The organism is Haloterrigena gelatinilytica (genome assembly GCF_013342145.1).
GTDB classification, from domain to species: domain Archaea; phylum Halobacteriota; class Halobacteria; order Halobacteriales; family Natrialbaceae; genus Haloterrigena; species Haloterrigena gelatinilytica.
Map to the genome: position 1 here is coordinate 1,759,143 of NZ_JABUQZ010000001.1, position 25,003 is coordinate 1,784,145.

A 25,003-nucleotide genomic window follows, 5' to 3' on the forward strand; every position below is an offset into this window, starting at 1 on the left:
GCGCCACAGTAGAGTGCTACCCCGAACGGTGTCGCCTTTCGGCTGGGTCATATTCGAAGTAGCCGTCGAACGCCGACGAACGGACTCGTCGCGGTCGGAATCGAGAGATCGAAAGAGACCCATCGAACGGTGGCCGCCGGGCGGTCGCGACCAGTAGATCCGATTAGGATTCGATCTCGAGGCTGTACAGACGCTTACGGGCGTCGGAAAACGAGAACCGGGAGTCGATGACGTTCTCCTCCTCGAGGCGGTTCAGGGCGTACCGCACCGTTCGGGAGGGCAGCAGCGTCTCGTCGGCGATCTGCTGTTGGGTCATCGTGTCGTTGTACTCGAGGACCTTCGCGACGAGCTTGGCACTCGGCGGAAGCTCTCTGACGTCGTCCCACGTTCCCCGCTCCTCGGGCTCCTGTCGAAGCGATTCTGAAGCGCTCATCACCCTCCCGTTTCGAATACAGGCTGATAATATTTTCTGTTTCAAAAAATGCGTGCTGTTCATATTCCGAGACGAGTGTACCTACCCGAAGCCTCTTATGAACCAGCCCCCAAAGGTCGGGTGATGAGCGACACTGTGGACGACGTCGACCTCCCATACGACGAGGACGAGGCGTCCCAACAGGAGAAGATCCAGGCGCTCGAGGAACGGCTGGAGGTCCTCGAGTCGCAAAACGAGGAGATGCGTGACAAGCTCCTCGATGCGAACGCCGAGAACAACAAGTACCAGCAGAAACTCGAGCGACTGACCCACGAGAACAAGAAACTCAAGCAGTCGCCGCTGTTCGTCGCCACCGTCCAGGAGATCACGGACGAGGGCGTCATTATCAAACAGCACGGGAACAACCAGGAGGCGCTGACGGAGGTCACCGAGGAGATGCGAGAGGACCTCGGACCCGACGACCGAGTTGCCGTCAACAACTCGCTGTCGATCGTCAAGACGCTCTCGAACGAGACCGACGTCCGCGCTCGCGTGATGGAAGTCACCGAGAGCCCCGAGGTCAGCTACGAGGACATCGGCGGCTTAGAAGAGCAGATGCAGGAGGTCCGCGAGACCGTCGAAATGCCCCTCGAGAAGCCCGAGATGTTCGACGACGTCGGGATCGAACCCCCGAGCGGCGTCCTGCTGTACGGCCCGCCGGGGACGGGCAAGACGATGCTCGCCAAGGCCGTCGCCAACGAGACCAACGCGACCTTCATCAAGATGGCCGGCTCCGAGCTGGTCCACAAGTTCATCGGTGAGGGCGCGAAGCTCGTTCGCGACCTCTTCGATGTCGCCCGCGAGCACGAGCCCGCCGTCATCTTCATCGACGAGATCGACGCCATCGCCGCCAAGCGAACGGAGTCCAAGACCTCCGGCGACGCCGAGGTCCAGCGGACGATGATGCAGCTCCTCTCGGAGATGGACGGCTTCGAGGAACGCGGCGAGATCCGCATCATCGCCGCCACCAACCGCTTCGACATGCTCGACCGCGCGATCCTCCGGCCCGGTCGATTCGACCGCCTCATCGAGGTCCCCAAGCCCGACGCCGAGGGGCGGGAGATCATCTTCCAGATCCACACCCGCGGCATGAACGTCGCCGACGACGTCGAATTCGGCGAACTGGCCGAGGACGTCGAGGAGGCCTCCGGGGCCGACATCAAGGCCATCTGTACCGAGGCCGGCATGTTCGCCATCCGCGACGACCGCACGGAAATCCGCATGGAGGACTTCCACAGCGCCTGGGACAAGGTCCAAGCCGACTCGGACGAGACCGAGGACGTCTCGAAGACCTTCGCCTAGACGAGTTTCTCTCTCCGTTTTCACCGCTCGAGAGCGACGCGTTCCGAGAGCTAATCGGACACACTTCGCTTCGAGCGCCGCGCTATCGGCTCGAAGCGGAAGAGACAACGGCCACCCTGAACGGCAAAACGAGACCGTAATCGTGCGAGTCCGAATCCGGACGCGGACCGACTATAGCGCCGTGAAGACGACGTACGGCACGATAAACAGGGCGACCGTGAGCACGGCGAGGATCAGCAGATACCCGAGACCCGCGCCGGCCGCGGTGAGCCACGCCGGATGATCGAACTCACTGAGATCGATTGCCATACTGGTATCGTTCCGTGAGACGCGTATAAGCGTACCGGAACCCGGAACCGGTTGCTGTTAGTTGCGAACCGGACACCGCCATCGGGACGGCACACCCGCGGTGTGGCGCTATCGCCACTCGTCCAGCGAGGCGGCGTCCTCCTCGGTCATCGAGAGCCAGACGTCGTCCCGTCCGATATCGGCGATCACGAGGTGCGGCTGACCGTCGATCTCGTCGATCGCGGCGACGACGTCGCCGTCGGTCGCCGACTCACTTCCGACCGATCCGGCCTCGAGTGTCATAGTACACGATACTCCAGGAGTATGTATGAATGTTTTGGTATCATACTATACGGTGGTTGGATGATTCCTATTCTTGGCCGAGTCTGTCGATAAGGCGCACGTAGTACCGTTACATTTCGAGAAAGTAAATTGGGAAGGGGCGTGGTAGCGAAGAAGAGACCAGACGGCGATCGGCGCGCGGCGACGACGGTTTCCGGACCGCTTTTACCGGGTGACTGGCTAGGACCCTCCAATGACGAAAATCGTCGTGGTGGACAACCACGGACAGTTCACCCACTTAGAGCGCCGGGCCCTTCGCGACCTCGGCGTCGATACGGAGTTGATCGACAACGAGACACCGCCCGAAGACGTCGACGCCGACGGCGTCGTCCTCTCCGGCGGCCCCGACATGGACCGGATCGGCCGCTCCGCCGACTACCTCGAGGCGGGCGTACCGGTACTCGGCATCTGCCTGGGGATGCAACTGATCGCCGAGGAACTCGACGGCCGGGTCGGCGGCGGCGAGTACGGCGGGTACGCCGACGTGAACGTCGAGATCGTCGACGACGACGACCCGCTGACCGGGTCGCTCCATCCGGAGACCCGCGTCTGGGCGAGCCACGCCGACGAGGTCAAAGAACTGCCCGACGGGTTCGAACTCACCGCCGAGAGCGACGTCTGCGGCGTCGAGGCGATGAGCGACACCGACCGCGACCTCTACGGCGTCCAGTGGCACCCGGAGGTGGCCCACACCGAGGAAGGCGACGAAATCTTCGAGAACTTCCTCGAGATCTGCGAGTCTCGGTAGGACGACTCGAGCCGTCTCGTCGGTCGATCCGGCCACTGGTTCTCTACCGCTCAGTCACCCGTCTATCGGTTTCTCTACCGTTCGCTAGCGGTGCGACTGCCTGGAGGATCCCCACCGGCGTGTTCTCTCGTAGTCGTGTTCCGGGCCCTCGAGGCCTCCGCGAGAACGGTCGAGAGGACAACGACGGCATGGCCTCGGTCCCCGGCCGGATCATCGGTGCGGGCTCGGTCGACTCGAGTCGCTGACTCGAGTCGTCGCGCGGCTATCGGTTCCGTCTCGGACGGAGCGTGGTAGCCGTATCGCATCGGCTGCAACCGGCGGTCAACCGCTATACCCGTCGCTCGCCGTCGAGAGAGCAATCGAGAAGGGGTCGGTTTCGACCGTTACTCGCCGAACAGTTCGTCGACGGCGTCCCGCGCGACGAGCGCGGCGTCGTCGGCGACCCGTTCGGGGTCGGGATCGTCCGGACCTCCGGGCGCGTTCAGATAGACGTCGACCTCGAGGACGCCGTCCTCGAAGGTGACGGTGACGTCGAGATCACGCACTGCCGATTGCTTGTACTGCGAGAAGACGTAGCCTTCCGCAGCGTCGGAGGCCGTCTGCACGACCTCCTCGTCGGTCGGTTCGCCGGTCGACATTTATGCGCCGCCTGCGCCCGGGCCGCCCGGACCGGCCGGGCCGCCCATGCCGCCGCCGGCGCCGCCGAGCAGTTCCTCGAGCTCGTCCTGGAGCTCCTCGAACTGATCCTGGACGCGCTCTTCCTGCTTCTCGAGGGTCTCGAGTCGGATCTCGAGGGAGTCGACCTTCTCTTCGAGGTCCTCCTCGGCCTCGTCGTACTCGGTCTCGACGAGCAGTTCGCCGACCTTGCGGTACATCGGCGTCTCGGCGTCGATCTCGTCGAGTTCCTCGAGGGCGTTCTCGGCTTCGGTGAGGTTCGATTCGGCTTCCTGCTTCTGGACGGCGACCTGCTGTGCGGTCTCCTGAAGGTCCTGAAGCTGTTCGATTTTCTCTTGTGCTTCCGGCGGCAGATTACCCTGCATACCTCGACCGTCGCCCTCCGGACTGATAAAGCCAAGCTTTGTCATCGACCGGAAAGTCGGCACCAGCAGCCCCCACGCCTATCCGTCGCGACGGCGTTGAACGGGCGATGCGACGGCGCACGGCGCTCGCGACCGGCGGCGCCCTCCTCGCGGGACTGTCCGCCGGCTGCCTCGAGACGTTTCGCCGGGAGGACGCCTGGCGTGAACTCGTCGTCGATCCGCCCGAGGGCGTCTACGTCCCTCCCCACGCCGACGGGATGGTGACCTACGGGACCGCGACCGCCGGCGGGCGCGAGATCGGCCTGCTGGCGTCCCGCCCGCACTCCTTTTGGATCGTTGCCGACGCCGAGCGCAATCGAGCGGATATCCGCTCTCGCCACGACGTCCACCTGATGGCGACCGTCCGGGACGCCGAGACCGGGACCTTCGTCCCGGCGTCGGTGCGGACGGCGATCCGGACGCGCGGCGACGCTACCGACTCCCGTGATGACGCCGCCGCGACGGTCGACGAGCGATCGCTCTGGCCGATGCTCTCCCAGCGGATGGGTCCCCACTACGGCGACAACGTTCCGCTCGAGGGCGACGGCCGGTATACGGCGACGATCCGGATCGGGGCGACGACCGCGGACGCGATCGGCGGCGTCGCCGACGGCCTCGAGACCGAGACGAGCGTCGAGATCGACTTCGCGTTCGAGACCGACGAGATCGAGGACGTGGAGCGCCGGTTGATCGACGAGGACGAGGGCCGCGGCGAGGCCGACGCGCTCGAGCCGATGGGTCACGCCGTCGGCGCGGAGAACAGTGACAAGCGCGATCGGGAATCAGCCGCGACGCTCGGCCGCGCGACGAGCGCCGACGTCGAGTACGCCGCGACGCTCCTCGACGGCGACGCCGCCGATCGCTCCGAAACTGATCGGCCGGTCCTCGCGGTGACGGCCCGAACGGTCCACAACGCGTATCCGCTCCCCTTCGCCTCGCTCTCCGCGGCGGTCTCTCGAGGCGGCGAACGAGTCGCGAGCGCGCAACTCGAGGAGGCGATCGACGCCCGGCTCGGCCACTGCTACCGGACGGCCGTCGACCCGTCCCTCCTCGACGGCGCCGACGAGCTCGCGATCGACCTCGAGACGCCGCCGCAGGTGGCGCGCCACGAGGGGTACGAAACCGCGTTTCTCGAGGGCGATTCGGTGACGATGGCGCTCGACGCGCCCTAAGCGGGGTCGACGCGCCGCGATTGCTCACTCGAGGTGTCCGGCGTCGGCGTTTCTCGGCCGGACGGCGCCGTCGGTCGCTCGCAGGAGGCCCAGCCCGAGCGCGAGCATGATGACGCTGACGACGACCCAGTGGGGATTCCACGCCTCGGTCCCGTGGACGACGTTGTGCAGGTCGAGCACGTAGTGGTCGACGACCCCGTCGTAGACGTTGAACAGGCCCGCGCCGACGAGGATCGAGCCGAGCAGGTACGTCGTCGAGAAGCGGCGGTCCGTGCCGTTGACCACGCGCCAGAGCAGTCCGAAGCCGACGCACGTGATGGCGAGCGTGGCGATCAGAAACAGGCCGTCGAACATCACGTTCGTCCGGTAGCCGTCGAGACTGTAGGGATCGTAGTAGCCCGACAGCAGGTGGTGGGTCTGTAACGTGAGGTGGAAGATCACGGTGTCGACGACGGCACCGAATCCGAAGCCGATCGTTCCTCCCGCGAGCAGGAGTCGCCGCCGCAGGCTGTCAGCCGTCGCCATACCGATGCGTCGGTGCCGACGGGCAAAAATCGAAAACCAGCACCTGCACCGTCGATAGCGGCGCCGGTCGCGGCCGACGACGATCGCAGCGCCTGCGGTAACGGCCGCAGCCGCCTACGACTCGAGGGCCGCCGTTCCGGTATCGGCCGCGCGTTCGGCGACGTCGACCAGCGTAAACCAGGTGTTCAGCGCCGCCCGCAGGGCGATCACGTCCGCCGCGTCGATCTCGATCCGGACGGTCGAGCCGTCGCGGTCGATGGTCGTCTGCGAACGGTCGTCGTCGATCTCGCCGACCTCGCGGGCGACGCTCTCGGCGACGAGCCGTGCGCGAGACGGCGTCTCGTAGTCGAACTCGAGAGTCGCGTCGTGAGAAGGCACGCGCGGTTACTGGACGTCGACTTCCTTGACGTCCCGGCTGCGCTCTTTCAGGAGCACGCGGTGGCCACAGTAGGGACAGCGGACGCCACCGTACTCGTCGAGCTGGACGTCGCGTTTACAGCGGGAGCACTTGTAACTCATACTGGCTCGAGAGGGTTACTCGTCGTCCTCGGCGAGCGCTGCGCGAATCGATCGCTTGACGGTGCGGCCGGCGGGGGTCTCCGGACGGTAGGCGCCGCCGGTGAAGACCTCGCCGGTCTCCTCGTTCTTCCAGATGCCGGTGCCGACGCGGGTGACGTCGTCGCCGTCGACCTCGGCGCTCTGCATGTCGTCTTCGATCTCGCTGACGCGACGTCGGGCGACGCGACCGTAGCGTGCACCGAACCGGCCCGCGCTACCGACGCTTCCTTTCTTGGCCATAGTAGGGCTAGCTATCGGCAGCGGATTCTTAAACCTGTTGAGTTCGGCCGGCTTCGACGCGCCGTCTGAGGGATGAGCGCGCCGGCGGCGATCGGCTCGCCCCGCTCGCGGTCACTCCGTCGCCTCCTCGGCGACCGGCCCGGCGAGCAGTTCCCGGAAGACGAGCGACAGCGCGGCGAGGTAGCCGACGGGGGCGAGGGGAGCGGCCAGCAGTCCCGTCCCGATGCCCGTCAGCGCGATAGCCGATCGGAGGACGAGCCCACTCAACGCGAGCAGTGGAATCGCAGCCAGCACGGCGTCGGGACGCTCGAACATGGCTAATTATATCTAATTACACCCGGTCGGATAAGGGCCTGAGAACCAGCAGAGACTGTCTCTTCCATCAGGTAGTGACAATATTTACGCGAACGGCGTCGAGAACGGGCGCGGCCGTCGCTGGTGACGATGCTCCGACCGCGATAACGGCGACGGCGATACCGGACTCTCGCAGCGGATGGGGACGTTACTGAAACTCGGCGTCGGTCAGCACTTCGTTGAGATCCGCGCGAATCCGCTCGCCCATCTCCCGATCGCGCGCGGTCGTGACGACGCGGTTCTCCTGGACGCTCGAGCCGTCCCGCAGGAGCATGCGAACGTTGCCGCCGTCGTCCGCGCGGGTAACTTTCGCGCGAAGTCCCGACTGGGAGCCCTTCCCGCCGGCGTCGATCGGCCCCGGAATGACCTTCTTGACGTGGGGGTGGCCGGCGACGGTCCGGATCGCCCGCATCCCCGTCCGCCCGCCGATCAGCGTCGAGTGGCTGCCGCCGATCTTTTCGGCGGGCGGCGTCTGGACGACGTCCAACGCGCGGTTGCCCCGCCGCTCGAGGACGGCGTCGACGGGATCCTCGTCCTCGACGCGGTAGAACTGGTGGTGGATGTCCTCGCGGACGGCCTGGATCACCGCCCGATCGCCGCCGGCGTAGACCTCTTCGGGTCGTTTCCGGCGGATCTCGTCGCCGATCAACCCCGCGAAGTTCCGGAGTTCGACGACCTCGTTCTCGCCGTCTTCGGGCATCGTGGTGATCGTCGTCTCGCCCAGAATCGGATCGTCGTCCCGCCTCGCCGAGTCGGCGTCGTCTCCGCCGTCGCCGTCGGCCGCGAGCATCGTCAGTGTCGCGCGTTCGCGTGCCGCCTCGAGGACGATCGCTTCCGTGTTGGCTTCCCGGCAGACGAGACAGAAATCGCCGGGTTTCTCGAGCGGCGATGCGCAGTGGCGACACTCCATATCGACCGTTCGAGTGAGGGATGTAAAACAGGCGCGTTTTCGACCAATCCGGTTCACGGCCCGTCTCCGGCGACGGTCGCGCCGTCGGTAACGCTCCGCACTCCCTCGTTCTGCGGCCCGGCGGCCGCTACAGAATGTCCTCGAGAATCTTCGCCACCGCGTCCGTTTCCACGACGTCGTAGGGGACCCGCATCGGCGAGACCGAGAGCTGCCCCTCGAGCAGCGCGTGCCGGTCCGTGTCCTCGGGGTCGGGGATGTCCCGGTTGGCCATCTGCTGCCAGAGCCGGTTCGTGAGCTGGAACTCCCCGTTCTCGAGGGCGGCGTCCATCTCGTACACCTCCGTCGGCCGGGTGAGTTCGACCCCCTCGCTCTCGACGTCCGGCCGCGGGACGTTGACGTTCAGGTAGTCGACGCGGTCGAACAGCCCGGTTCCGGGCACCCCCGCGGCGAGCGCGGCGGCGATCTCGCCCGCGTGCTCGAAGTCAGCGGGCTCGAGTTCCGACTCCATGCCCAGCGTGTCCATCGAGACGGCGATCGAGGGCGTCCCGAGGAACGCCGCCTCCATGGCGGCGCTGACGGTCCCCGACCGCGAGAAGACGTAGGCACCGAGGTTCGCCCCGGAGTTACAGCCGGAGACGACGAGGTCGGGTCGGGGCTCGAGGGCGTTGACGCCGACGATGGCGCAGTCGCAGGGCGTCCCGTCGACGGCGTAGCCGAGTTCGTGGTCGACGTGGGGGACCGGCGAGGTGAAGCCGTCGGCCTCGAGGTCGATCGAGCGGTCGTCGCTCTCGGACCCGGTCCGCCCGTAGGAGAGCGACCGGCCGACGGCGCTCTGGTTGCGGTCGGGCGCGATGACGGTTACTGTTGCAACCTCGGTCAGGGCGTCGTACAGCGCCCGGATGCCGGGCGCGTCGATCCCGTCGTCGTTCGTCAGGAGGACGTGGGGCGCGTCGTGGGGATCCATTCGTCGTAGTCGTGGCATGGACGGCGAGCTACCTATCGGTTCGGTTCCGCGGCGACGCGTCCGCGGGCGGCTCAGGAACCGGTGTCGAACGTGTCAGTCCCGTCGTCGACCGCGCCGGCCCCACTGTCGACCGCGTCGGTCCGCTCTCCGACCGCGTCGGCGAGTCTCGTCCCGCAGTTCGGACAGTACCGCGAGCCCGCGTCGACGGCGGCCTCGCAGTCGGGACAGACGACGGTGGCGCTCGAGGAACGTCCGCTCGCGAGGTCTTCGCCGCAGTCCGGGCAGTAGGCGGCGTCCGGCGAGGCGCTGGCGCCGCAGTTCGGACAGTCCCGGCCGTCCTCCCAGAGGACGCGCCGCCGGGAGTTCGCGACGTAGTTGTAGGCGCCCCAGACGACGTTTCCGAGTCCCATCGAGAACCAGAACGTCAGGATCGCGACCAGCAGGTGCGAGACCAGCGATCCGAACTCTCGGTCGACCATCACCACGTGATCGGGCGCCTCCTCCTCGATCGTCCACCCCCGAGCGACGAGCTCGTCGATCTCCCGTTGCAGTCGCGTACTTCGCGCGGATGTGCTGCGCATGGGGGTTGTAGGACTCCAGCGGACAAAAGCCTAGTAGCGGTCGTCGCTGCACCTTTGCGGGTCGCACTCGCCGAGAACGTCGGTCGCCTTTCCGAGACCCGTCGCCGGGAGCGGCGTTCGCACGCGCTGATAGAACGCGCCAGTTTACCCTCGAGGGCGTCCTACGGGACGTATGATCGACTTCGTTCAGTCCGTCACGATGGCCGTCTCGATCGCCCAGGCGAATCCGAACCCGGGAGTCGACGTCGACGTCGGCGCGCCGGTCGGTCTCGTCGGCGGCGCGGTCGGCGCGTTCCTGACCACGCTGGTCGTCGGCGCGATTCTGGTCGCGATCGCCCCCGCGTACACGGAGCGGATGATGGCCGCCGTCCTCGAGGATCCGTTCGGCGCCTTCCTCTACGGGATCCTCTCGCTGCTCGCACTCGGCCTCCTCACCTTCCTGCTAGTCATCACGATCGTCGGCATCTTCGTCGCGATTCCGCTCGTCCTCGTCGCCTACCTGGTGTGGGCGGTCGGCGCCGCCGTCGGCTACCTCGCCATCGCCGAGCGGCTGGTCGGCCGCGACGACGGCTGGCTGACGCCGTTGCTCGTCGCCGCCGCCATCAACGGCGCGCTCGCGCTGACCGGGATCGGCGGCCTGATTTCGCTCTGCGTCGGCGCCGCCGGCTTCGGCATCGTCCTCCGGGACGCGCTCGCGTAAGAAGCGTTACCACGGAACGAACCGACGGAGGCGGGCGAGGATCGACGGCTCCTCGCGGCGGACGCGCAGCGTCGCCCCCTCGGCTTCGAAGGCCGCTTCGGTCGCGGGGATCCGCTCGCCGTCGGGCAGCCGAACCGACTGTTCGCGGCAGGGCACCGTCCCGCCGCTGGTCGGCCCGAACGTCGGCGCGCGGGTCGTCGGCTCCGGGGCCGGCCGGTCGTACTCGAGTTCGTACACCGTCGTCCCGTCGACGTCCAGTTTCCGCCAGTCGACGAGCGCGCGGTCCCCGCTCGTTCCGACGACGCCGGTTCCCCGCTCGGCGGCGCCGTCGCGGTCGCTTCGATCGTCGCGATCGTTCCGATCCGCGACGAATCCGTGGCCTCCCGAAGTCATAGATTCACTTCGACACAGGGCCTCAAAAATCTCCGCCTCATCCCAGGTCGACCGGATCGACCTTCAGGTACTCCCGGCAGACGACCGTCGCGTACGACCCCTTCGGCAGACCGAAGGAGAGGGTCAGCGGCTCGGTCTCGAGCGAGAGGGTCGTCCGCACCAGGATCGCGCGCCGGGTGCCGCTCGAGTAGAACTCGCCCGGCAGGTCGAAGTCGGCGGGCTCGAGATCCAGGTCGTCGAGGACGGCGCGTTCGATCTCGCCCTGCTCGCCGTCGGCGAGCTCCGTCTCGGTGCCCACGAGCGGCGCCGTGACGAACGCCCGGCCGCGCTCGCAGTGGCGCCGGACCGAGCGCACGCGACGGTCGGTGACCCGCTGGAGGCGGTCGGTGTCGGGCAGTTCGAGCCCCGCCGGCGCGTCGGTGTCCGCGAAGCAGGCCACGTCTCCCTCCACGGGTTCGTCGAACGGCAGCCCGCGCTCGAGGCGCGCCGAGAGCATCAGGTTGAACGCGTACGACTGGGCGGCGTGGACGAACAGCCGCTGGAGGTTGGAGGGGAGGCGCTCGAGGGCCGCGCGGTAGTCCGCGGGATCGGGCTCGCCGTCGACCTCGGCGAGCCCGTGACAGAGCGAGCGCTCGTAGCGCAGTCGGTTCGGGAACCGCTCGAGGGCTTCCTGCCAGTCGCGGGTCTCCTCGACGAACGCGCGGGCCTCCTGGGTGGACTCGGGCTCCGCGTCGGTGGGGTTCCCGAGGTAGGCCATCACCGCGCCGGCCCAGTCGCCGCGGACGATCTCGAGGCCGACCTCGTGGGTGACCGGGCGGCGGCTGCCGAAGCGCTGCTGGCCGAAGAAGTTGGGGACGCCGATCGAGACGGTCGTCTCGTCGTCGGCCGAGTCGTCGTTATCCGTCTCGTCGGCGCCGTTTTCGAGGCCCCCGAAGGCGTGCAGTTCGTCCGTGATCTCGGCCGCGCGCTGGGGGTCGTCGGGGTCGCTGACGACCAGTTCGAACTCGTTGCCCGCGAGGTCGCCGAACTCGAGCGACCGGCCCGCGCGGCCGACGACCTCGATGTCGGCGCCGCGGACGTCGGGGAGGTCCGCGGGGTCGGCGCCGTAGATCGAGAACAGCTGCGTGGTGACCGCGTACTTGTCCTTCGTCCCGGCCCAGTTGACCCGCTCGCGGGAGACGCCGAGCGCGTCCGAGAGCCGGCCGACGAAGTCGTTGGTGTCCCAGCCCGACAGCGTCGCGCGAACGACGAGGTAGGGGTAGGCGTCCGTCGCCGCGTCGACGGGCTGGGTGTCGAAGCGCTCGCGTTCGCGCACGCGGAAGTGGTCGTCGTCCGCGCGAAGGCGGCCGCCGACGCCGTCGGTATCGGTGACGTAGTGCTCCATGCCGACGGCCTGCTCCGTGGGATGTGCCGGGCGCATGCTGGATGGCGGCGCTTAGGCGGCCGGGGATAAATCGGTTCGTTCTCGCCTCGAGCGGAACGCGAGCGAGTCGACCGGAGAGCGATGAGACGGGTGATCGAACGAGTTATTGGACTGTTGACCGAACGCGGTCGTATGGACGCGACCGACCTCCGGCGGCCGCTCGAGCTATCGGCCGGCCTGGCGATCGGAATCGGGCTCGTGGTGCTCGCGACGGGCGACTGGCCCAGATTCGGGTTCCTGCTCGGAATCGGCCTCGTTCCGATCACCATCATCGCGTTCGAGCGCATCGACGGGCCGCTCGAGGCGCGGACGGCGCGAATCGGCGCGATCGTCGTGGGCGGCGGACTCGTCGGGGCGGCGCTCTGGCTGGCGGCCTGACGGGCGACGGCTCGGGTCTCGCTACTGCGGTCGGCGTCGTCGCGGACTCCGAGTCGGTGATCGGCTCGACGGAGTCTCAGAAGAGGGAGAGTTCGCCCGTGACGCTGTCGACGCGGTCGTCTCCCGCCGGACCGACGGCCAGCGTCGTGACCGTTCCGGGCTCGAGTTGCGTGTGGCCCGCGTCTCGGACGATCGCGTTGGGGATGCCCTCGCTGTCGGCGATCGCGGCGAGTTCGTGGAGTTGGCGCTCGCTCTCGCCTTTCAGGACGACCTTCTTCTGACCGCCCTGCTTCCACTGGCTCTGTAGCTGGCCGTCCGCCTTCTCGTAGGCCGACAGCGACGCGTGAGCGACCTGCGCGGCGAGTTTCCCCTGTCCCATACCGATGTCCGTGCGGGCGACGATGGCCTGTTTCATGGCCGAGGAGAGGACGGGAACGCCTTTAGCCCTGACTATCGCGATCAGCGGACGATCTCGCTCTCGAGGCCGAGCTCGCACTCGGTTCGCCGGGCCTCCGGCCCCGTTTCGACGAGCGTCGGTTTCGAAACCGACTCGGAGAACCGGTCGGGATCGGGCGCGACGCGTTTGGAGGTCTCCGAGAAGACCGACCCCTGTCGTCCCCCCACCAAGGCCACGCCGCCGTACTTGCGTTCCTCGAAGGGAGTCTCGTCGGGATCCGGGAACTCCTCGCGAATGAGGTCCGCGGTCCCCCGGGCGTACTCCGCCGCCTGTCGCTGCGTGTACTGGCTCTCCTCGTAGTACGTCTCGGCGTGTTCGTCGGCCAACTCCTCCGAGCAGTGTTCCGGCGACTCGTAGTAGACCGCCGCCGGCGTGGTGTAGCCGCCGGCGAAGCGAACGTTCACCGTGAAGCTGTCCGGGTAGCGAAGGATCAGCGGGGCGTACACCATCTCCGTGACGGTGGCCCACTGCTGGACTCGCCAGCCTCCCTCGACGTAGTACGCGGCGATCTTCGCGACCCGATCGTCGCGGTCGCCCCGAAAGTACGCCATCGCGACTTCCTCGTAGTTATCCCCCGCAACCCGTCGCAGCCGCCGCTGAAAGCTCTCGGCGGCGTGCGCGTACTCCTCCTCGTAGGCGGTGAGCAACGGGACGTCCGGATCGGCGAGCAGGTCCGCCTTCCGCTCGTGGGCCTCCGCGATGGTTCGCATGTTCTCGTGGAAGACTCGCTCGGCCTCGTCGTCGGGAAGCGGGATTCTGACCGCTCGCTGATGCAAGATCCGTGCATCGCCGTTGAACCGCTCCTGTTTCCCCTCCATGGGAACCTGTTCGGGGTACCACCTACTAATTGATTCGGGCCGCGACCGAGAAAGTATACTTGCAGTTGTAATGTATCGAAACACTTCGGATTTCCGTCACTCGTCCGTCGGCCGCCGAATCGGATCGGGTGATTTAGGAACCCGTGGGACGCCCCTACTCGATATGATCCTCTCCGACGCGGACATCCTCGAGCGACTCGAGGCCGGCGACCTCGTCGTCGACCCCCTCGACGACCCCGAGTTGCAGATCCAGCCCGCGAGCATCGACCTCCGACTCGGCCGAGAGTTCCTCGAGTTCCAGCGGACGAACATCCCCTGTATTCACCCCAACTCCGAACAGGAGGTCGACGAGTACGTCACCGAGACCATCGTCGAGGACGGCGACGACTTCATCCTGCATCCGGGGGACTTCGTGCTCGGGACGACCCACGAGCGCGTCGAGATCCCGCCGGACCTGATCGCCCACGTCGAGGGCCGGTCGTCCCTGGGTCGCCTCGCCGTGGTCGTCCACGCGACGGCGGGGCTGTGCGACCCCGGCTACCGCGGACAGATCACCCTCGAACTGTCGAATCTCGGCACCGCGCCCGTGGCACTCACGCCCGGAATGCGGATCTCCCAGCTGACGTTCACCGAACTGAAGACCGAGGCGGAGCGACCCTACGGTAGCGAGCGCGGCTCGAAGTACCAGGACCAGGACGGCCCGCAGGCCTCCCGGATCCAGAGCGACCACGAGTTCGGCGGCGACCAACTCGAGCGCGATCGGTAACCGACTACGATCGCTCTCTTCTCGTTTCGGGCGCTGGTAGACACGTGAGTCCATTGCTCGAGTGGCTACAGGCAGCTCGAGCGTTCTGCTCGTGGCAACGGTAATTGCCACACCCTCCCCAGCCGATTCGCTCGCTCTCTTCGTTCACTCGCTCGTCCCTCGCACGTGTTTGTACCGCGGTTCACCAGTTACTCGCGGGTCACTTCGGTCCCCGCTCGTTTCTCGAGGCGCTCGGTTCCCTCGCGCCTCGCATGTTCACCGCGGCACGGCGCGCGCCACCGCAGTGTAGGGGTCACCGTTCTACGGTCGCTCCGTGTCTCACAGGCGCATACCGGGTTCGTGACCCACAAGTTATTCCGCCGGCGGACATAGGGGCCGCAAATGCAATTCGTCGAAGAAATCGTCGTGGACGAGTTCCTCCCGACGGTACGCTCGCTGCTCGCCGGGGAACTCCGCGACCGCGGGCTCACCCAGAGCGAGGTCGCCGACGTGCTCGGCATCAGCCAGAGCGCCGTCTCGAAGTACGCCCACGGCGACGTCACCACCAACGAACGCATCGCCGACGACGAGCGCGTCGAGGCGCTCGTCTCCGAACTCGCCGACGGGCTCGCGGCCGGCGACGTCACGCCCGTCCAGGCGCTGATCGAGATCGAAGTCCTCGTTCGCGACCTCGAGAGCGGCGGCGATCTCCTGGCCCAGCTCCACGAGGAGGCCGTCCCGGAGCTCGCCGACCACGGCGCGAGCTTCCGCGTCCACGACCCCGAAAACGACCTGCGGACCAGCGAACGCGTCCTCTCGTCGCTGCGACGCGGGCTGCGTATCCTCGAGAACGCGGGGGGCTTCGCGACCCTGATCCCGGCGGTCGGCGCCAATCTGGTCGCCTGCACGCCCGACGCGGGCGACGTCGACGACGTCGCCGGCGTCCCCGGCCGGATCTTCGACGTCAAGGGGCAGGCGACGGTGCCGTCCGACCCCGAGTTCGGCGTCTCCGAACACGTCGCGAGCGTCCTGCTGGCCGCGCGCGAGCACGGCGCGGACGCGTCGGCGGCGATCAACATCCGCTACGAGCCGGACCTCCTCGCCGAACTGACCGAGCAGGGCCACGTGACCGCGGAGTTCGACGAATCCAACGACGTCGCCTCGAGCGTGGGTGCCGCGATCGAGGACGAACCCGAGGCGACGGTGCTCTACCAGACCGGCGGCATGGGGATCGAGCCGCTGATCTACGTCCTGGGATCGGACGCCGAATCGGTCGCGGACGCGGTTCGCTCGCTGATCTGAGATGGCGGACCTGCGCTCGAAGCTCCGAACGCTGCGCGCGGAGACCGACGCCGAGAGCGCACGGGAGTTCTACGGCCGCTGGGCCGACCTCTACGATCTCGTCGCGCGTCGAACCCCCGGGATTCCGAAGCTGCGACGGCGCGGGGCCGCCGCCTGCCGACTCGAGCCCGGAGACACCGTCGTCGAGATGGGCTGCGGGACGGGCGCGAACCTCCCGTATCTGCGCGAGCGGGTCGGCCCCGAGGGAACCGTCGTCGGGGTCGATTTCACCGGGCCGGTGCTCGAGCGGGCCCGGGAGCTGACGGCCGAGTACGACAACGTCCACGTCGTTCGGGGCGACGCGACGCAGCCGCCGCTGGCCGCTGATTCGGACGTCGACGCCGTCCTCGCGACGTTCGTCGTCGGCATGCTCGCCGATCCCGCGGGCGCGGTCGACGACTGGTGCGACCTCGTCGGTCCCGGCGGTCACGTCGTCCTCGCCAACGCCGCCTCGAGCCGCGAGTGGTACGCGCCGGCGGTCAACGCGGTTTTCCGGGCGATCGTCGTCCTCTCGACGCCGCCGACGACGAAGCTGCGCTACGAGGACGACCCGCACCGACGGTTAGACGAGAAGATCCGGGCCGCCCACGCGCGCCTCCGCGAGCGGTCGACGGCCGTCGCCGACGAGCGCCACGTCTTCGGGGTCGTGCGACTGACCGGCGGAGAACTCGAGTAAAGGACGTCGCGCGCTGCGCGCCGACTCAGGCCGTCGTCTCGAGGCCCTCGTACGCCGCGATCGGCTCGCGGATCTCGTCGGGGAACGGCGCGGGTCGTTTCGTCTCGGGGTCGATGTGGACCATGGTCGTCTCCGCCGTCGCGGCGACGTCGTCGCCGACGCTGATCTCGTAGGTCATCGTGCAACTCGAGTCGCCCAGACGCGAGACGCGGAGGGAGACCTCGGGGTCGTCGCCCTTGACGATCGGCCGCTCGTAGTCGATCTCGAGGTTCGCGATGACGAAGGAGATCTCCTCGGTGGGGATGTCGACGACCGATTCCAGGTAGTCGGTGCGCGCGATCTCGAGGTAGGTCGCGAAGACGGCGTGATTGACGTGGTCCAGCGGATCGAGATCGCGATACCGGACGGGAACCGAGACGGTAAACGGAGCACTCATTGTACGTTGTCGAAGTCGGCTGTCACAAAAGAGGACTGCGGTTCTGGCAATTCCGAGCGGCGCTCCCGCGCTTCGTAGCGGGACGGCCGTTCACGCCTCTCGCTGCTCGTACAGGCGGGCGTGCGCCGTACAGAACGCCGGCTCGCGCAACTGCGCCTCGATCAGGTCCTCGTGGTAGTGGGCGTTGTAGAGGCGACAGCCCTCCCGGTCGCAGAAGGCCTCGCCCGTCTCGAGGTAGTGGTACGCCTGCAGGACGTACCCCTTCAGCGCGTCCGTCGTTCGCGGGTCGTCCGCGACCAGAAAGTCGCCCTCGACCTGGTTCTCGAGGACCTCGCGGGGCGGCGCGTCGCCCGATAGCAGCGCGTGGCGCTGCTTTTCTTTGTAGTACGCCTCGGGTTTGGCGGGTGCCTCGTAGAGTCCCGGCACCGACACCAGCGCGGGCTGGCCGAGGACGTTCACCCGCTTGTGCCAGCGGCCGTCGTGGTCGCCCCAGGTGCCGATCGCGCGGTCCAGAACCGCGACGTGGAGCGTCTCGAGGTCCCGTTCGGACGCCGGGAGTGCGCTGTTGAGCGCCCGCTGGATCTGCGTGCCATCGTAGAGGACCCCGCCCTCGCGTTCGGGGTGCTCGAGGGCCCGTTCCTCGTAGCGAATGGTTCCGAGCATCGTGTTGCCGGTCTCGCGCTCGTACGGCGAGGGGACTCGCGCCTCGGCGAACCGCTCGGCGAGGTCGTCGCTCCGGTGGACGTCGAGGAACCGGTCGCGGATCGAGACCGAGGCGTCGATGCGAGCCTCGAGCCAGTCGCCGATCGCCTCGCTGTCGGCGACGGTCGAGGGGGCGCGATAGCAGACGACAGTATCGACCATATATAACCTAGTTGTACCATCTGGTGAAACAGTTGCGGTCGACGGCGAGTTTGGTGGCCTCGAGTGAACGGAGCAAGCGGGTGAGCACTCCAACGCTGGTGGATGAAGGGCTCGGAGACGGCGACGCGACGCCGAAATCGAAACCGAACTGTCCGGTCGTGCGGGGCGCGGATCTCGGCCGAGAGCGACGTCTGCGAGTACTGCGAGGAATCCCTGACCGACGACGAATCCGATTACGGCTGGATCAACGACTAATCGGGCGTCGAGACCGGCGAAAAATGCGCTGTTCGCGGGGTGCGGTTAGTCGTCGGCCGGCGTCGCCGCGCGCGAGGTGATGTCGACCGGTTCGGCGTCGACCTCGAGTTCGTCGAGCGCGACCTGGGCGGCGCGCTTGCCGGAGACGAGCATGGCGCCGAAGGTCGGGCCCATGCGCGGCAGGCCGTAGGTCGTCGCGGTGGCCATCCCCGTGGCGATCAGGCCGTCGTGGACGAGGCCGGTGTGCTCGACGACGGCGTCCTCGGACTTGCCGACCCACATGGAGTCGTGGCCCGGCGAGTCGTGGCCCGGTGCGCCGTAGCTATCGTCGCCGGTCTGGTCCATGCCCGTCGCGGACTCCTCGGCGTCGGCGATGCCCGGCGCGTCGAGGACGCCGCGCTCGTCGAGTTTCTTGACGGCCATCGCGTCGTGGCCGGTCGCGTCGATGACCAGATCGGCCTCGACGGCGATCGGGTCGACGCAGGTGATCTCGCGCGGGAGCGCGTGGACCGGCGTCCAGTTCATCACGATCCCCGAGACCTTGTGGTCCTCGCGGATGACGATGTCCGTGAACTCGGTCATGTTCTGCATCTTCGCGCCCGCGTCGCAGGCGGCCTTGATGAGACCGGAACAGGCCTCGGGACCGTTCGCGATGTACAGGCCCTCGCTGTCTTCGGACTGCTTGTAGGAGACGTCGAGTTCGTCGAGGATCTGCTGGGCCGGGTCCCGTACGGTGACCTTGTTCATCAGGAACCCGCCGAGCCAGAAGCCGCCCCCGAGGTAGTTGTTCTTCTCGACGACCATCGTCTTGACGCCGCGCTCGGACAGTTCCTTCGCGGCCGTCAGCCCCGAGGGCCCGCCGCCCACGATGATGACGTCCGAGTCCGAGAAGTCCATGAACTCCTCGGTCCACTCCTGTCCGATCGCGCGGGTAACGTCTGCCTCTCCCACCTGACTGAATTGCTCGAATTCGCTCATACAACTTGGTGGTAGCACCGTGTGGTGAAAAGTCTATCGTGATGGGGCCACGAATATTCATTTTGCAGACGTGTGTTGGGAAAATTTCAGTGATTGATCGTGGCTATCGAGTCTATCGTCGCCTCAGTTCACCCGAACGCTGACGGCCGGTGGGGGTACGGAGGATAGTCGCGCTCTCCTCTCAATGGCCGTCCCGTGTCGTCTACGGGACGTCCTGACTTCTTCGAGGTGAGCAGCTCGGTTCCGCACTCGGCCAGTAGCTCTCGAGGTACCTCGCTCCGGATCGTCTCCAGGTAGGACACACGTTTCTTCCAGTAGCGGGAGATGCGTGCGACAGGGTGGTGGCTCCCTGACGCTCCGCGTTCGTCTCGAGCGGTCTCAGTCGTCGGTCAGCTCCGGATCGCTCTCGCCCGTCGCCGGCTCGTCTCGAGTCGCGGCCTCGTCTCCGTCTTCCTCGTCGATGACGCCCTCGCGCCACGTTCCCAGCCGGAACCAGGCGACGGCGACGACGAACGAGACGGCCATGCCGAACGAGTACGCCCACCAGATCCCCTCGATGCCCCAGTCGAGCCCGCCGATCTCGAGGCCGAGGACGGGAACGGTCACCGTCCACGCGAACGCCAGCACGAGCGCGACGGGGACCCGGAAGATCCACCGCGAGAGGAACGAGAGCACCATCGCCTCGCGGGTGTTGCCGGCGCCGCGGAAGGCGCCCTGAACGACCATGACGCCCGCGAACAGCGTCCAGAACGGCGCCATGATTCGCAGGAAGACGACGCCCTCGGCGATCACGTCGGGGTCGGCGACGAAGAGCCGCATGGCCTGGGCCGGAAACGCGATCAGGACCGCGGCGACGGCGCCGATCACGACCATCGTCCCCGCGGTCGCGGTCCGCGCGACGGCCGCCGCTCGCTCGGGCGTCTCCGCGCCGAGGTTCTGGCCGACGCCGGTCGCGGTCGCGTTGCCGACGGCGCCGGCGACCGCCCACGTCACGGACATCAGCCGGACGCCGATCCCGTAGGCTGCGGTCGGCGTCGCGCCGAAGCGGGCGACCAGTCCGGCCATCGCGACCGAGGCGAAACTGCGCGCCCAGCCGTCGATCGTCGACGGATAGCCGACGTCGACGAGCCGTCTCAGAACGTCGACGTCGGGCGTGAGATCCTCGAGTCGGAGGCGAACGCCGAAGCTCCCGTCGAGCAGGATGTAGATCCCCGCGGCGGCGGCCAGCCCGCGGGAGCAGAACGTCGCGACGCCGGCGCCGCGGGTCCCCCAGGCCGGGAACGGCCCCAGCCGAGGATGAGGAACGGGTCGAGGACGACGTTGACGCCGGCCGAGACGACGACGAGCCACATCGCCGTCTTCGTGTCACCCGCGCCCTGCAGCGACGACCGGAACGCGAAGAAGAGAAAGGTTAGCGGTAAGGCGAGGAAGATGACCTCGATGTACGCCAGCGCCTCGGCGAACACCGGCCCGCGGGCGCCGATCAGCTCGAGCAGCGGGCGGCGAAAGACCAGACCGGCCGCGGCGAGGACGCCCGAGACCGCCAGCGTCAGCAGGACCGTCTGGGCGACCACGCGATCGGCCATCCGGTCGTTCCCGGAGCCGACGTACTGGGAGACCAGGGCGATGGTCGCCGCCGTGATCCCGATCGCCGTCGAGACGAACAGCCACGAGAGGGGAAACATCAGCGAGACGGCGGCGACGGCGTCGCTGCTGACGCGGCCGACCCAGAACATGTCCGCGAGGTTGTAGACGGTCTGGAGGAGGTTCCCCAGGACCAGCGGCCACGCGAGGCGGGCGAGCTTCGGGGGAATCGCCCCCGTCGTCATGTCGACGCGCTTTCGCTCCGGTTGCGAGTCCGTCTCTACCACTGTCTTTCCGTCCGAGTCTCGCTCGCTCGAGTGAAAAGGGCTCGCCTCCCGCGAACGGATTGCCGACTCTACGAGGCCGGAACTCGAGCGTCCGCGGTTCGAAACGGTTCGGATTCGCGGGCCGAAAGAAGGAGTACGGTTGTTGTGAACGTCCCGTACATTTATGTGCGAGGGTGTGACAGGCACTACCTGGATGTCTGAAGAACATTTACAACAATCGTTCTCTCATTCGAGTCGCCGCCGGTTCCTCGGCGGTGTAACGGGACTCGCGGCCGCGGCAGCGTACACGCGAGCCGTCCCCGAAGACGCGGCGGCGCGAGTCGCGAACGGCGACGACCGCGCCGTCCAGTGCGTCAGTTCGCCGGACGGTACCGTCGAGGTGACCGTCGACGTCTCCGACGGGACCCCGCGCTACGCGGTGGCGGTCGACGGCACGACCCCTCTCGAGCCGTCACCGATCGGCTTCGACTTCCGGAACCAGCCCTCGTTCGGGGCGAGCGCGGACGGCACGACCGGTTCCGACGTCGCGGTCACCGGGAGCGAACGCGCGTCGGAAACGGAGGTCTGGGAGCCCGTCTGGGGCGCGTACGATAGCGTGAGCGCCGAGTACAACGCGCTCGTGGTCGGACTCGAGGAGACGGCCGAACCGGGCCGGTCGGCGAACCTCGAGGTCCGCGTCTTCGACGACGGCGTCGGCCTCCGGGTCGTTTTCGGCGACAGTTTCGCGAGCAACAGCGGACGGGCCGTCGTCACGTCGGAGAACACCGCGTTCGCGTTCGCCGACGACGACACCGCCTGGTGGATCCGAAACGAGGTCACCAACCCCCGGTTCGAACAGGAGTACGAGGAGACGCCGCTCAGCGAAATCCCCGGCGGTCGGCGGGAGACCCGACCCACGGGGACGCCGATGCGAAACGGCGCGCACACGCCGCTGACCGTCGAGACAGGCGACGGTGACGTCTACCTGAGCGTTCACGAGGCGGACCTCGAGGACTACGCGGCCGCGACGCTCGCGCCGCGGTCCGACGAGGGCGGAACGGAGCTCGTCACGGAGCTCACGCCGCTGCCGGACGGAACGAAGGCGTCGCTGGAACTCCCGAACGCGACGCCGTGGCGGACGATCCAGATCGGCCGCCGGCCGGGCGACCTGATCGAGTCGGAGCTGATCCCGCTGTTGAGCTCCGAACTGAAGGAGTCGGCCATGCCGACGGTCGACGGCGAGCCCGACACCGACTGGATCGAGCCGCGCAAGTACGTCGGCATCTGGTGGACGATGATCGCCGGCTCCGCCAACTGGGAGTACCGGCCGGACGACTCCTTCGACAGTCCCGAGGACGCGGCGGGATACGTCCACGGCGCCCGGACCGAACGGATGAAGCGCTACATGAACTTCGCGGCGGAGAACGGTCTCGACAGCGTCCTCGTCGAGGGGTGGAACGAGGGCTGGGACACCTATCCCGGCGACGGCACCGGACTCGAGTTCGGCGTCGACGACTCCTATCCGGACTTCGACGTTCGCGAGGTGACCGACTTCGGGCGCTCGCTCGAGTCCGACGCGGAGATGACGATCCACAACGAGACCGCTGGCGCGCTGCCCCACTACGAGGACCAGATTCTGAACGACGACATCTTCCAGCAGTACGAGGACGTCGGCATTCACTCGATCAAGAACGGCTACGTCTCCGACCCAGGGCTGGGTATCGAGGGCGACGGCGCCGAGCCGACGCACAACCAGCACAACCAGCTCGCGGTCAACCACCACCGGCTGGTCATCGAGGCCGCCGCGGCGAACCGCCAGATGCTCGAGATCCACGAGGGGATCAAGCCGACCGGGGAGATCCGGACCTACCCCAACGTCGCCAACCGCGAGGTCGTCAAGGCCCAGGAGTACGACGGCTTCGAGCAGTTGAGCGCCGACGTCGCTCCGGACCACCACGTCACGCTCCCGTTCACCCGGAATCTGGCCGGGCCGGTCAGCTACCAGCCGGGTATCTTCGACATCACGTTTAACGACGATCGGGGCGGGCAGATACAGACGACGCGAGCGAAACAGCTCGCCCTCTATCCCAACTACCTGAGCGGGCTGCAGATGGTCGCCGACCGCGTCGAGGCCTACGTCGACGAGACACTCGTCGTCGGCGAGTGCCTGCAGGCGGCCTCCGGCGACATCGACGGCTTCGTCACGCTGGACGAGTGGCGAAACGCCTTCGGCACGAACTACGTCGCGGTCGACCCGAACCGCGTTCCGTCGGGGTCGTCCGTCTCCTTCACCGTCGAAGACGCCGAGGCGGGCACGCACGAACTCCACCTCCGGTACGCGGCGGCCCCCGAGGACAACGCCCGGCGAGTCGTCGAGGCCGGCGAAACCCGGGCGACGCTACGCGTCAACGGCGAGACGACGACCATCAACCCCGACTTCACCGGCTACTGGGACCAGTGGGCGGTCTTCACGACGGAAATCGACCTCGAGGACGGCGACAACGAGATCGCGATCGAACTACACTACGACGAGTCGGGCGAGGCGTTCGAGGGCGACGTCGGCGGCTTCAACCTCAACACGATCGGGGTCAGCGAACCCGACGCGCCGTCTCCGGTCCCGGCCGAGTACGAGGGGTACACGCCCGAGAACGAGAACTTCGACGCGAAACCCGCATTCGAGTTCATCGAGTCGGTTCCCGCGGCCGGCTGGGACGAGACGCACGTCGTCGATAGCGAGATCGGCGACTACGTCGTCACCGCCCGCCGGAAGGGCGAGGAGTGGTACGTCGGCGCGATGACCGACGAGGGCGGCCGCGCCGTCGACGTGCCGCTCGAGTTCCTCGCGCCCGGAAAGTCCGGCGGCAAGGGGAACGGAAACGGTCCCGAGGGCCCCAAGTACGTCGCCGAGATCTACTCCGACGGCCTCGGCGGCGGCTACGAGTCCGACCCCGAGGCCGTCAGGATCGACGAGGCCGTCGTCGATCCGAGCGCGACGATCCTCGCCTCGATGGCCCGCAGCGGCGGGACGGCGATCCGACTCCGTCCCGCGACGGGCGAGGAACGCGAGGAGCTCCCGACCTACGAGCGGCCCACCCAGGACGTGCGCTACGAGATCGACGATCGAGCGGGACTCGACGATCCGTTCATTACGGCGACCGGCTCGAACGACGGCGATTTCGTCGGCGGGACTACGGTCGCGATCGAGGTCGACGGCGAGCGCGAGACCGTCGACAACGTCCGGCTCTCGCCCGGAGCGACCGACGAGACCGTCGCTCTCGGCTACGCGATCACGTCGATCGGCACGTACGACGTCGTCCTACGCGATCCGGACGACGGGACCGCCCTCGCGTCCGAAACGGTCACCGTCGCCCCCGGCGACCTCGTCGCCGAGTTCGACGACCCGGCCGGCGACGACCGCGGTCCCGGCGAGTACACCTACCCGACCAGCGACGACTTCCGGGAGGGCGCGTTCGACCTGCGCTCGTTCGCCGTCTACGAGGCCGACGACGCGTATCGGTTCGCCTTCGAAGTCGAAGAGCTCTACGACACCTTCGGCGGAGAGTTCTCGCCCCACTACTTCGCGGTCTATCTCCGCGATCCGTCCCTGGACGGCGGTCGGTCCACCGAACTCGGCGACCTCGAGGTCACCGCTGCCTTCGACGCCGACTGGCACTACCGCGTCGCCGCCAGCGGCTTCGGCTCGAGCGTCGTCGACGCGGCCGGGACCGACCTCGGATCGCCGTCGATCATCGTCGACTTCGAGAGCGATACGGCCGTTCTCTCCGTCGAGAAGGACGCGCTCGGCGTCGACATCGCGAACGCCGAAGTCGTCCCCGTGGTCGGCTCCGAGGACCGCGGGACGTTCCGCGACGTCGGCGTCGAGGCCGAGGGCTACGTCTTCGGCGGCGCGCGCGAAGACGCGGTCGAGAACGCGCCGCGAATCGTCGACCTCCTGACGCCGCCGGACGTCGACCAGTCCGAGGCGCTCGCGTACGACGCGGACTCGCTGGCGACGCTCCCGTTCGTCGAACTGTGATCGCTCGCTCCTGATTCGGAGCGCTACCGAACCGGAACCGGAACCGGAACCGGAATTCGGTCCGACGACGAACACTCGAGGCGACGACCGTCCTCGAGTTCTCCGCCGCTCCGGCCCG

General features: G+C 67.6%; 29 protein-coding genes and 1 pseudogene. 9 read left to right on the plus strand and 21 right to left on the minus strand.

Annotated elements, in window-relative coordinates; all coding sequences use genetic code 11:
- Window positions 1-163: 163 nt before the first annotated feature.
- Entirely contained in the window at window positions 164-433 is a 270-nt protein-coding gene (locus HTZ84_RS08860) for a MarR family transcriptional regulator (RefSeq protein WP_008896746.1), read from the minus strand.
- Window positions 434-556: 123 nt separating this feature from the next.
- Between HTZ84_RS08860 and pan1 the strand changes: the two genes are divergently transcribed.
- Window positions 557-1,774: a proteasome-activating nucleotidase Pan1 gene (gene pan1, locus HTZ84_RS08865; protein WP_174680340.1), complete on the plus strand. Its 1,218-nt coding sequence runs from the start codon at window positions 557-559 to the stop codon at window positions 1,772-1,774.
- A gap of 171 nt (window positions 1,775-1,945) precedes the next feature.
- Here pan1 and HTZ84_RS08870 read toward each other — a convergent pair whose 3' ends face one another.
- Both HTZ84_RS08870 and HTZ84_RS08875 read right to left on the minus strand, forming a co-directional pair.
- The gene (locus tag HTZ84_RS08870; RefSeq protein ID WP_174680341.1) at window positions 1,946-2,083 is read right to left on the minus strand and encodes a hypothetical protein; all 138 of its coding nucleotides are present in this window, start codon (window positions 2,081-2,083) and stop codon (window positions 1,946-1,948) included.
- 108 nt (window positions 2,084-2,191) lie between these two features.
- A complete protein-coding gene (locus tag HTZ84_RS08875) occupies window positions 2,192-2,365 on the minus strand; it encodes a DUF7556 family protein (RefSeq protein WP_008896743.1) in 174 nt (57 codons plus the stop codon).
- A gap of 232 nt (window positions 2,366-2,597) precedes the next feature.
- On the opposite strand from HTZ84_RS08875, the gene HTZ84_RS08880 reads away from it, so the two are divergent.
- Window positions 2,598-3,152, plus strand: coding sequence for a GMP synthase subunit A (locus tag HTZ84_RS08880; RefSeq protein WP_008896742.1), 555 nt, complete (start codon window positions 2,598-2,600; stop codon window positions 3,150-3,152).
- Window positions 3,153-3,535: 383 nt separating this feature from the next.
- Here HTZ84_RS08880 and HTZ84_RS08885 read toward each other — a convergent pair whose 3' ends face one another.
- Both HTZ84_RS08885 and HTZ84_RS08890 read right to left on the minus strand, forming a co-directional pair.
- Window positions 3,536-3,790: a DUF3194 domain-containing protein gene (locus HTZ84_RS08885; protein WP_126663419.1), complete on the minus strand. Its 255-nt coding sequence runs from the start codon at window positions 3,788-3,790 to the stop codon at window positions 3,536-3,538.
- Complete coding sequence (locus tag HTZ84_RS08890) at window positions 3,791-4,192, minus strand: prefoldin subunit beta (protein WP_008896740.1); 402 nt, start codon at window positions 4,190-4,192, stop codon at window positions 3,791-3,793.
- Between the two features lie 107 nt (window positions 4,193-4,299).
- On the opposite strand from HTZ84_RS08890, the gene HTZ84_RS08895 reads away from it, so the two are divergent.
- Window positions 4,300-5,403: an iron transporter gene (locus tag HTZ84_RS08895; protein ID WP_174680342.1), complete on the plus strand. Its 1,104-nt coding sequence runs from the start codon at window positions 4,300-4,302 to the stop codon at window positions 5,401-5,403.
- A 24-nt stretch (window positions 5,404-5,427) separates the two neighbouring features.
- Here the strand turns inward: HTZ84_RS08895 and HTZ84_RS08900 are convergent, their stop codons facing one another.
- From HTZ84_RS08900 to HTZ84_RS08935, 8 genes are all read right to left on the minus strand, one after another.
- Window positions 5,428-5,928, minus strand: coding sequence for a DUF2243 domain-containing protein (locus HTZ84_RS08900; protein WP_174680343.1), 501 nt, complete (start codon window positions 5,926-5,928; stop codon window positions 5,428-5,430).
- 114 nt (window positions 5,929-6,042) lie between these two features.
- A complete protein-coding gene (locus tag HTZ84_RS08905) occupies window positions 6,043-6,306 on the minus strand; it encodes a KEOPS complex subunit Pcc1 (RefSeq protein ID WP_174680344.1) in 264 nt (87 codons plus the stop codon).
- 6 nt (window positions 6,307-6,312) lie between these two features.
- Entirely contained in the window at window positions 6,313-6,447 is a 135-nt protein-coding gene (locus HTZ84_RS08910; RefSeq protein WP_006181151.1) for a DNA-directed RNA polymerase subunit P, read from the minus strand.
- Window positions 6,448-6,462: 15 nt separating this feature from the next.
- The gene (locus tag HTZ84_RS08915) at window positions 6,463-6,726 is read right to left on the minus strand and encodes an eL43 family ribosomal protein (RefSeq protein WP_174680345.1); all 264 of its coding nucleotides are present in this window, start codon (window positions 6,724-6,726) and stop codon (window positions 6,463-6,465) included.
- Window positions 6,727-6,837: 111 nt separating this feature from the next.
- Window positions 6,838-7,041 (minus strand): hypothetical protein, encoded by a 204-nt coding sequence (locus tag HTZ84_RS08920; protein WP_008896735.1) that lies wholly within the window; start codon window positions 7,039-7,041, stop codon window positions 6,838-6,840.
- Between the two features lie 187 nt (window positions 7,042-7,228).
- On the minus strand, window positions 7,229-7,990 hold the full coding sequence (locus HTZ84_RS08925) for a DUF2103 domain-containing protein (RefSeq protein ID WP_174680346.1): 762 nt from the start codon (window positions 7,988-7,990) through the stop codon (window positions 7,229-7,231).
- Between the two features lie 127 nt (window positions 7,991-8,117).
- On the minus strand, window positions 8,118-8,954 hold the full coding sequence (surE, locus tag HTZ84_RS08930; protein WP_174680347.1) for a 5'/3'-nucleotidase SurE: 837 nt from the start codon (window positions 8,952-8,954) through the stop codon (window positions 8,118-8,120).
- Window positions 8,955-9,025: 71 nt separating this feature from the next.
- The gene (locus HTZ84_RS08935; protein ID WP_174680348.1) at window positions 9,026-9,535 is read right to left on the minus strand and encodes a zinc ribbon domain-containing protein; all 510 of its coding nucleotides are present in this window, start codon (window positions 9,533-9,535) and stop codon (window positions 9,026-9,028) included.
- A 172-nt stretch (window positions 9,536-9,707) separates the two neighbouring features.
- On the opposite strand from HTZ84_RS08935, the gene HTZ84_RS08940 reads away from it, so the two are divergent.
- Window positions 9,708-10,235: a hypothetical protein gene (locus tag HTZ84_RS08940; protein ID WP_174680349.1), complete on the plus strand. Its 528-nt coding sequence runs from the start codon at window positions 9,708-9,710 to the stop codon at window positions 10,233-10,235.
- 6 nt (window positions 10,236-10,241) lie between these two features.
- Here HTZ84_RS08940 and HTZ84_RS08945 read toward each other — a convergent pair whose 3' ends face one another.
- Window positions 10,242-10,628, minus strand: a complete 387-nt coding sequence (locus HTZ84_RS08945) for a hypothetical protein (protein ID WP_394353262.1) — start codon at window positions 10,626-10,628, stop codon at window positions 10,242-10,244.
- Window positions 10,629-10,665: 37 nt separating this feature from the next.
- Window positions 10,666-12,048 carry a tRNA pseudouridine(13) synthase TruD gene (truD, locus tag HTZ84_RS08950; protein ID WP_174680350.1) on the minus strand — a complete coding sequence of 461 codons (1,383 nt, stop codon included), beginning with the start codon at window positions 12,046-12,048 and terminating at the stop codon, window positions 10,666-10,668.
- A 135-nt stretch (window positions 12,049-12,183) separates the two neighbouring features.
- Between truD and HTZ84_RS08955 the strand changes: the two genes are divergently transcribed.
- Window positions 12,184-12,429, plus strand: coding sequence for a hypothetical protein (locus HTZ84_RS08955; RefSeq protein WP_174680351.1), 246 nt, complete (start codon window positions 12,184-12,186; stop codon window positions 12,427-12,429).
- 76 nt (window positions 12,430-12,505) lie between these two features.
- Here the strand turns inward: HTZ84_RS08955 and pth2 are convergent, their stop codons facing one another.
- Both pth2 and HTZ84_RS08965 read right to left on the minus strand, forming a co-directional pair.
- A complete protein-coding gene (gene pth2, locus HTZ84_RS08960) occupies window positions 12,506-12,844 on the minus strand; it encodes a peptidyl-tRNA hydrolase Pth2 (RefSeq protein ID WP_174680352.1) in 339 nt (112 codons plus the stop codon).
- Between the two features lie 44 nt (window positions 12,845-12,888).
- A complete protein-coding gene (locus HTZ84_RS08965) occupies window positions 12,889-13,704 on the minus strand; it encodes a hypothetical protein (protein WP_174680353.1) in 816 nt (271 codons plus the stop codon).
- A gap of 163 nt (window positions 13,705-13,867) precedes the next feature.
- Here HTZ84_RS08965 and dcd point away from each other — a divergent pair, with 163 nt between their 5' ends.
- From dcd to HTZ84_RS08980, 3 genes are all read left to right on the plus strand, one after another.
- Entirely contained in the window at window positions 13,868-14,470 is a 603-nt protein-coding gene (gene dcd / locus HTZ84_RS08970) for a dCTP deaminase (protein ID WP_174680354.1), read from the plus strand.
- A 381-nt stretch (window positions 14,471-14,851) separates the two neighbouring features.
- Complete coding sequence (locus tag HTZ84_RS08975; protein WP_174680355.1) at window positions 14,852-15,751, plus strand: thiamine-phosphate synthase family protein; 900 nt, start codon at window positions 14,852-14,854, stop codon at window positions 15,749-15,751.
- A gap of 1 nt (window position 15,752) precedes the next feature.
- The gene (locus HTZ84_RS08980; RefSeq protein ID WP_174680356.1) at window positions 15,753-16,466 is read left to right on the plus strand and encodes a class I SAM-dependent methyltransferase; all 714 of its coding nucleotides are present in this window, start codon (window positions 15,753-15,755) and stop codon (window positions 16,464-16,466) included.
- 25 nt (window positions 16,467-16,491) lie between these two features.
- On the opposite strand, the gene HTZ84_RS08985 is transcribed toward HTZ84_RS08980, so the two are convergent.
- From HTZ84_RS08985 to HTZ84_RS09000, 4 genes and pseudogenes are all read right to left on the minus strand, one after another.
- Window positions 16,492-16,902, minus strand: coding sequence for an acyl-CoA thioesterase (locus tag HTZ84_RS08985; RefSeq protein WP_174680357.1), 411 nt, complete (start codon window positions 16,900-16,902; stop codon window positions 16,492-16,494).
- A 90-nt stretch (window positions 16,903-16,992) separates the two neighbouring features.
- A complete protein-coding gene (locus HTZ84_RS08990; RefSeq protein WP_174680358.1) occupies window positions 16,993-17,766 on the minus strand; it encodes a DUF7001 family protein in 774 nt (257 codons plus the stop codon).
- Between the two features lie 300 nt (window positions 17,767-18,066).
- Entirely contained in the window at window positions 18,067-18,999 is a 933-nt protein-coding gene (locus HTZ84_RS08995) for a sulfide-dependent adenosine diphosphate thiazole synthase (protein WP_174680359.1), read from the minus strand.
- A 378-nt stretch (window positions 19,000-19,377) separates the two neighbouring features.
- Window positions 19,378-20,828: pseudogene (locus tag HTZ84_RS09000) on the minus strand (MATE family efflux transporter).
- Window positions 20,829-21,063: 235 nt separating this feature from the next.
- Here HTZ84_RS09000 and HTZ84_RS09005 point away from each other — a divergent pair.
- Complete coding sequence (locus HTZ84_RS09005) at window positions 21,064-24,885, plus strand: glycoside hydrolase family 97 catalytic domain-containing protein (protein ID WP_174680360.1); 3,822 nt, start codon at window positions 21,064-21,066, stop codon at window positions 24,883-24,885.
- The last annotated feature ends 118 nt before the right edge of the window (window positions 24,886-25,003 follow it).